The sequence below is a fragment of the Sphingobacterium sp. UBA7249 genome (genome assembly GCF_002472835.1).
Classification (GTDB): Bacteria; Bacteroidota; Bacteroidia; order Sphingobacteriales; family Sphingobacteriaceae; genus Sphingobacterium; species Sphingobacterium prati.
Window position 1 is genome coordinate 126,392 of the sequence record NZ_DKST01000017.1, and the last position, 6,701, is coordinate 133,092.

Annotated in this window: 6 protein-coding genes; 4 read left to right on the forward strand and 2 right to left on the reverse strand. The window is 39.0% G+C overall.

Annotation, left to right across the window (positions count from 1 at the left end; all coding sequences use genetic code 11):
• Nucleotide 1 precedes the first annotated feature (1 nt).
• Nucleotides 2-652 (forward strand): LolA family protein, encoded by a 651-nt coding sequence (locus B4A24_RS14405; protein ID WP_293945827.1) that lies wholly within the window; start codon nt 2-4, stop codon nt 650-652.
• Nucleotides 653-752: 100 nt separating this feature from the next.
• On the opposite strand, the gene B4A24_RS14410 is transcribed toward B4A24_RS14405, so the two are convergent.
• The gene (locus B4A24_RS14410) at nt 753-1,565 is read right to left on the reverse strand and encodes a lytic transglycosylase domain-containing protein (protein WP_293945828.1); all 813 of its coding nucleotides are present in this window, start codon (nt 1,563-1,565) and stop codon (nt 753-755) included.
• Nucleotides 1,566-1,807: 242 nt separating this feature from the next.
• Between B4A24_RS14410 and B4A24_RS14415 the strand changes: the two genes are divergently transcribed.
• The 3 genes from B4A24_RS14415 to B4A24_RS14425 all read left to right on the forward strand — a co-directional run bounded on the left by B4A24_RS14415 (nt 1,808) and on the right by B4A24_RS14425 (nt 5,435).
• Nucleotides 1,808-3,505 (forward strand): pseudouridine synthase, encoded by a 1,698-nt coding sequence (locus B4A24_RS14415; RefSeq protein WP_293945829.1) that lies wholly within the window; start codon nt 1,808-1,810, stop codon nt 3,503-3,505.
• Nucleotides 3,506-3,516: 11 nt separating this feature from the next.
• Nucleotides 3,517-4,077, forward strand: coding sequence for a nucleoside triphosphate pyrophosphohydrolase family protein (locus B4A24_RS14420; protein ID WP_293945830.1), 561 nt, complete (start codon nt 3,517-3,519; stop codon nt 4,075-4,077).
• A gap of 158 nt (nt 4,078-4,235) precedes the next feature.
• Nucleotides 4,236-5,435: an IS256 family transposase gene (locus tag B4A24_RS14425; RefSeq protein WP_422663679.1), complete on the forward strand. Its 1,200-nt coding sequence runs from the start codon at nt 4,236-4,238 to the stop codon at nt 5,433-5,435.
• Between the two features lie 131 nt (nt 5,436-5,566).
• On the opposite strand, the gene B4A24_RS14430 is transcribed toward B4A24_RS14425, so the two are convergent.
• The gene (locus B4A24_RS14430) at nt 5,567-6,508 is read right to left on the reverse strand and encodes a TIGR01212 family radical SAM protein (protein ID WP_172396481.1); all 942 of its coding nucleotides are present in this window, start codon (nt 6,506-6,508) and stop codon (nt 5,567-5,569) included.
• Between the last annotated feature and the right edge of the window lie 193 nt (nt 6,509-6,701).

The following is a 6,701-nucleotide window of genomic DNA, read 5'->3' on the forward strand; positions in this document are numbered from 1 at the left end:
CATGAAAAAACAAATCGGATTAGTGCTCAGCTTTTTGCTACTTACAATAAGTCAATACAGCTATGCACAAAATAACGCCGCAAAAGCGTTGCTTAACAAAGTAAGCCAAAAATATAATGGATATAAGACCATACAGGCTGGCTTCACTTTAGACATCAGACAAGCAAACGGGAGTTCACATAGTGATGCAGGCACTTTATATCTAGACAAGGCAAATAACAAATACCATGTCAATACTAAAAATCAGATTCTAATCTCAGATTCCAAAACACAATGGAATATCATGAAGGCAGAGAAAGAAGTGGAGATATCGGAGGCGAGCAACTCAACCAATGAGATCAACCCAACCAATATTTTTACATTCTATACCTCGGGCTTTAACTATGCTTTAGCTAATACAGAAAAAGCAAAAGGAATAAGTTTGAGTGTTGTGGAACTGAAGCCCATTGATAGTAAAAAAAACTATTCTAAAATCAAATTACGGATCAATAAAGCGAATAATTTAATCTACGATACAACTATTTTTGATAAGAGTGGCAATCGTTATACATACTCCTTGAATTCACAGGAGGGAAACAAGGCTATCGCATCCAGCTTTTTTACTTTTAATAAAAGTAACTATACAGGGTTTGATATAGTCGATCTGAGATAAAGCCAACCGATGAATGGATTAATTGAAGATTCGGATAAGACGCAATAACAAAAAAAGGATTTNNAAATCCTTTTTTTGTTATTGCTTGTTTGTTCATTGTCTAGAACATATTAGGTTCTCTATCCAGCGCTTCAGTTTCTTTGTCCGCATAACGAGAATAACCGTGTTTCTGTGGATGTTCGATAATTTCCTTCATGGAAACCAATTTATACACATAAGATCCGGTCTCATTGTTCAATTTCAAAGCAAAGTAATCATCCTTTTTTTGCCTTCGCATCGAACCTTTTAAACTACCGTCACCGACATTATATGCCGCTGCCACCAAAGTCCAATTACCAAATTGAGCGTAAAGATATTTTAAGTAGCGTGCCGCAGCATGTGTGGATTTCACGAGATCTTTCCGATCATCCACAGCACCATTGACCCGCAGGCCATACAAGCGAGCCGTTGCCGGCATAAACTGCCAATAGCCACCAGCCCCTTTCGATGAGACGACAGCCTTGCTTAGACCACTTTCCACCAAAGGGATGTACTTAAAATCTTCTGGAATACCATGTGATTTCAGGATCTTAGCAATCTTAGGCAAATAGGTTTCTGCCTTTTTATGCATATCATAGGATCCTGTTTTTTTAAAAGAAAATCTACTGAAGAACTTGCGCAATTTGCTTTCCACTAATGGACGATCCATCGGTAATGAATCTTCGGCAAACGTCAATGAACTCAGGTAAGATTCAAAAGAATTGTTTTTTTCTTTTTTCTCTTCGTCGCCTCCAAGATGAGCTGGAGTTTCGACTAACTTCGCTGCAACGATCTTATCGCCGCCAGAAGTGTTGTTGTGTGGGGTTGAGTATAATTTTGACAGCAATAATGCAAACAAAATCAAACTACTACATAATACTTTCTTTCTTATCATTCACTCCCTTAATGCTATCCTATCCACGAGTTAAATCGATCAAAAAATAGCTTGGTTCAAATTCAAGGGTACAAAGATAATGAGTATTTATTTAAAAAACAAATAGTTACGTTACAGCTATTGTAAGGGGCATTTTTTAGCGTCCAAATCACCAAAATGCAAGAAAAGACAAAAAGATAAGGATTTTTTCGCAAAACCCAAAATTATACCTAACTTTGCAGTTCACATTTTAGCAAAACACAATGCCATTCAGCAATAAAAGGAACAGTCGTGATGACAACTCCAGAAAGTCACGAGGCAACTCAGATAGCTTCAAATCTCGAGGCGACAAAAATAATAGTTTCGGTAAAAAATCATCCTTTGGTTCAAAGGATCAATCTGAAAGAGGTTCTTTCAGAAAAGATGATAACCGCGAAAACAGATCATTTGGATCTAATAAATACGCAGATAAACCTTCCTTTAGAGGAGAAAGCAATTCCTTCCGTTCAAAAGATAATTCAGATAAACCTTTTAACAAAACTGGTCGTTCATTTGACAAAAACGATTCATCGAGATCGTTTGACAGAAAAGAAGGATCTTTTGATAAAAGAGATAGCTTCAAACGTTCCGACAGAAGCGATTCATCAAGATCGTTTGACAGAAAAGAAGGATCTTTTGATAAGAGAGATAGCTTCAAACGCTCCGACAGAAGCGATTCATCAAGATCGTTTGACAGAAAAGAAGGATCTTTTGATAAAAGAGATAACTTCAAACGTTCCGACAGAAGCGATTCATCGAGATCGTTTGACAGAAAAGAAGGATCTTTTGATAAAAGAGATAGCTTCAAACGCTCCGACAGAAGCGATTCATCGAGATCGTTTGATAGAAAAGAAGGATCTTTTGATAAAAGAGATAGCTTCAAACGCTCCGACAGAAGCGATTCATCAAGATCGTTTGACAGAAAAGAAGGATCTTTTGATAAAAGGGATAGCTTCAAACGCTTCGACAGAAGCGATTCATCAAGATCATTTGACAAAAAAGAAGGATCTTTTGATAAAAGAGATTCATACAAGCGTTTTGATAAAGACGAACGCCCATCAAGTGGTCGCAGCAGAAGTTTTGACAAACCATCGAACCGGAAATTTGATGGAGATAGAAGCAGAAGCTTTGATGAAAACAAGAGTTTCGACGATAAACAATACAGCAAACGTCCCAAAAAGAAAGCTGAAACTTCAACAGAAGATGACGGCCTAATTCGCTTAAACCGTTATATCGCCAATGCTGGTATCTGTTCGAGACGTAAAGCGGACGAATTGATCGCTGCGGGAGTAATTTGGGTAAATGGAGAACCTGTTTCTGAATTAGGAACTAAAGTTGATCCAGCAACAGACGAAATCCGTTACAATAACGAACGTTTAAAACGTGAGAAAATGGTTTATGTTTTGCTCAATAAACCAAAAGACTATATTACGACTACGGATGATCCGCAAGAGCGTCATACGGTAATGGAACTTGTTTCTAAAGCAACCAAAGAACGAATCTATCCTGTCGGACGTCTTGACAGAAATACAACAGGATTACTTTTGATGACAAACGACGGCAACCTCGCGGAGAAACTTTCCCATCCGCGGAATAGCATCAGCAAAATTTACAACATAGAACTCAACAAGAGCCTTACTCAAGGAGATTTTAATAAAATTAATTTTGGTATTGAGTTGGAAGATGGTATCATCAAACCCGATGATTTAAGCTACGTACAAGGAGGTTCCAAAAGAGAGATTGGTATTCAGATCCACTCTGGTAAAAATCGCATTGTACGTCGTATTTTTGAGTCCCTTGGTTATGAAGTTGTGAAGTTAGATCGTGTAGTCTATGCGAACTTGACGAAAAAGGACTTACCTCGTGGACGTTGGAGATATTTAGAAGAAAGAGAAATTGTTCAACTAAAACATTTGATGTAATCAAATCACATTTGATAAATAAAATAAAGGACGGTCATTCAGTTAACCGTCCTTTATTTTTTATATTTGCTCCTAATAAGAAGAGTATAAAAAATAAAAAAAATATGACTGATCCAAAAACACTTTCATCCGTAGCGGAATTCCATAAAACATTCCAACATCCGATCCTGGATACACCAACGATTCCTTCTGAACAAAGATGTGCCTTACGGGTTTCTTTGATAGCAGAGGAATTAAAAGAGCTAGAAGAAGCTATCCAAGATAAAGATCTTGTGGAAATTGCAGACGCTTTATGTGACATTCAGTACGTCCTTGCTGGAGCTGTTCTTGAGTTTGGTTTAAAAGATAAATTTTCGGCGCTTTTTGATGAAGTACAACGCTCTAATATGAGTAAGGCATGTAATGATGAGGCTGAGGCTATTGCTACGCAAGAGCATTACAAACTTAAAGGAGTAGAATCATACTATAAAGAAGTTGATGGGAAATTTTTAGTCTTTAGAACAGCTGATAATAAAACGCTCAAGTCCATTAATTATTCTCCAGCAGATCTAAAGACCATTGTCGAAGGATAATTTGGCTTACAGCAATGGTATAAAATAAATACGGCTTCCTGAGGAAGCCGTATTTATTTTATGGTTAATCGACACTGTCTCATAAAGTGTGTAAGTTATAGAAATGCGGAGTTTGAAAGGACTTCGCATTTTTTATTTACTAACTTTATAAGAGTATGATTGACAAGGATTCACTATTAAACGACAAGGAGTTCTTAAAGAGTTTTAAGGACGGTTTAGAGCTGCAATCATTTTTCCGCGAATTACAGGCACGTGCAGTATCGCAAATGCTCGAAGGAGAAATGGACGGCCACCTTGGCTATGAAAAGCATGAGCGCAGTTGTCAGGGCAATTCTCGGAACGGACATACGAGTAAAAAGGTTCGTGGTGATCAGGGAGATCTGGAGATTCAGGTTCCCCGAGATCGCGATGGTACATTCAATCCGATCATCGTTCCCAAACGCAAGAACATGATTGACGGAGTTGAGAACGTGATCGTTTCGCTATATGCCAAAGGCATGAGTGTTTCGGATATAGAAAATATGATGCGCGATGTGTATGGATTTGACCTTTCTGAATCGACGATTTCCCGGATTACCGACCGTGTGGCGGGTGATGTGATCGCCTGGCAAAACCGCCCGCTGGACAATGTCTATCTGATTGTCTGGATGGATGGCATTGTTTTTAAGGTCAGGGAGAACTCCAAAGTGGTCAATAAGACCATTTATCTTGCTGTGGGCCTAAACAGGGATGGCTATAAAGAAGTTCTGGGCATGTGGCTGGGTAAGAATGAAAGTGCCAGTTTTTGGATGGGAATCCTGACAGACCTAAAATCCCGGGGAGTAGAGGATATGCTGATTACAGCGACCGATAATCTCAATGGTTTCTCCGCTACCATACGGAGTGTATTTCCTGAGTGCAGCACCCAGGTCTGTGTTGTCCACCAGATCCGAAATGCCTGCAGATATGTTGTATGGAAGGATAAAAAGGCCTTTACAGCGGATATGAAGCCTATCTATGATGCTCCCAATAAACAGGCTGCACAGGCCGCACTGGCAGATTTTGCCGATAGATGGGAATCCAAGTATCCTTATGCAGTAAGATCATGGAAGGAGAACTGGGACGAACTGACCGTCTTTTACGACTTTCCACTTGAGATCCGAAGAATAATCTATACGACCAATATCATCGAAAACATGAATGGGAAGATCCGTAAATACACAAAGAATAAACTGTCATTCCCCAGCGATGATGCCGTATTGAAATCTGTATATTTGGCTTTGAGAGAAATCTCTAGAAAATGGACAATGCCCATTCGTAACTGGGCTATTATCCTAAATCAGTTCTTAACTTTATTTGAAAAAAGAGTCCAGTTATAAGGAACATAACTGAACTCCGTAGTTTTTATTTACACACTTAGTGGGACAGTCCCGGTTAATCATCAATTACATTTTTCTTATCGAATTGTCTGCACAGCGTATCTCTTTGCAACAGAAGCCTGCTAATGGAATTAAAAGAGGCTACCCTGCACCACCTTTCTTGCTTCCAGACCTTTATCGATATAAGTTTGAATCCCCGACTTAGGAAATCCCCAATTTGGTGCTATCAACAATTCCTTATCCGCGATACCAAAAATACGTTGAATAATCAAATCAGGGCGCAAGCGTGGTATAAATTTGGACAAAAAGTCCGTATAACCCTCCATAGAAAATAGGTCAAAAGGCTCGCGTTTATATTTTACCCCCATAATGGAACCTTCCACGATATGCAGATGATGCAATTTCACAAACTTAATTTGTGGGAACCGATTTATCTCATCAGCATATTTTAACATCATTTCCTCAGTCTCCCAAGGAAAGCCAAAAATCGTATGCACACAGAGCTCTAAAGGAGTATCCTTTAGCATATCCATCGTCTTAACGAACTCATCGTGAGAACAGCCTCTATTGATCTTATCTAAGGTATCATTGTATATTGACTCCATGCCCATTTCCAGATCTACATCATAACGATCCGTATAAGATTCTAATAACGCAATTTTTTCGAAGTCCAGACAGTCCGGGCGTGTGCCTACAGAAAGGCCGAGCGTATTTTCCGGATCAATGCTTAAGGCTTCGTCGTACATCATCTTCAGCAAATGCGTTGGCGCATACGTATTGGTATTCGGTTGAAAATAAATAATAAATTTCTCTGCGCCATAGCTTTTACGCGCCCGTTCAATTCCGGACTCTACCTGTTCACGTATGGAAGGAATTTTTCTCGCAGTATCGGGCGTAAAAGAATCTACATTACAGTAAGTACAGCCACCATAACCTTTGCTACCATCTCTATTTGGACAGGTGAAATTGCCATCGACAATCACTTTAAATACTTTCTGTCCGTTATATTTTTGCTTTAAATAAGCGCCGTAATGATTATACGGTTTAATTCCGTTGTCCAATAATGTACCCATTGCCCTGCAAAGTTACTTAATAAAAGTCATAAATGTATTAGGTATGAGGAACAAACACTTTTACTTGATGAGTACAGGCGCTTATTCCCTCTTTCCAATTTCTGGCCGCAGCTAACTGTCAACGGGATTTCCTAAGCTGGTATATTCCTGCATGGTCCTTTGCGTCGGCAGGATTGTTTTCTGTGAGAAGTAT